This is a genomic window from Dolichospermum sp. UHCC 0259 (genome assembly GCF_009711935.1).
Lineage (GTDB): Bacteria > Cyanobacteriota > Cyanobacteriia > Cyanobacteriales > Nostocaceae > Dolichospermum.
The window spans coordinates 1-873 of record NZ_VIKX01000190.1 but is presented as its reverse complement, the minus strand read 5'-3'; the positions used below and the strand labels follow the sequence as shown (position 1 = coordinate 873).

General features: G+C 42.7%; 2 pseudogenes. Both read right to left on the bottom strand.

The annotated features are described in order from the left end of the window. Positions 1-233: pseudogene (locus FJR05_RS15380) on the bottom strand (hypothetical protein); the annotation flags it as partial. Between the two features lie 41 nt (positions 234-274). Then, positions 275-873, bottom strand: a pseudogene (locus tag FJR05_RS15375) (TrbI/VirB10 family protein); the annotation flags it as partial.

Genomic DNA, 873 nt, shown 5'->3' with positions numbered 1-873 from the left:
GTGTAGACCAGTCGTGAAGGATCTGCTAGTAAAATGTAGAGAATTGTTTCATTGGTTTGACTAAAGCTGATAGGTGTAGCCAGTCCTGGCGTAACTTGAACTTGAATTCTTGTTTTTGCAGCTATATCTCTGTCAATAAAGCGATAAGCAGGTGTTTGTGCCTGGACAATATGTGCTGTTATCCCCAGAAATAACGCGCTAGTAGTGATGATAAAAGTAATACATTGTTTCATAATAACCTCCGAGAAACCCACCCGTTGTGGGTGCAGTTAGTTTACCGAGCAATTTGCAAAAAATTATTGACAACCACTGAGACTTCTGTACCTTCAGGTAGAAATTGAATATTCGGACGTTGTAGTAATTCTTGCACTGCTTGGTCAGACCGTCTCGACAGACGCTCACTCACTGGACTGAAAAACCCTTCCAACGCAGCCGCCCAAATTTGCGGGTCAGCGGTACTAGAAACAGTATTTTGATTAAACGTACCATTGGAAACAACAGTGCTAGATTGAGTCCGGGGTTGATTGACAATGCTACCTACTTTTCCCAAGCTACTGAGTAATCCCACTAACAAATCTTGTTGAGCAATTTCTGACCCCACATCATTGAGCTTTTGAGCAATCAATGGTCGCTTGTTGTTACCTCGAATTAATAGCGTACTAGCTGGTATCGTTTCCTGTTTAACTGTACCTTGGGAGTCTGGATAAACAAGAGCGATACCAGTAGCTGACACCAAATTATTCTTTTTCCCTACGGCTGTAGTTTTAGCGACGATAACAGTACCAGCAGGAAGTGCCTCTGTACCATCTGTGGCTTTAAGAGGTTTAGTTAACTCCACAGCAAAGCGGTCATTGGGATTTTTACCACCCTCGT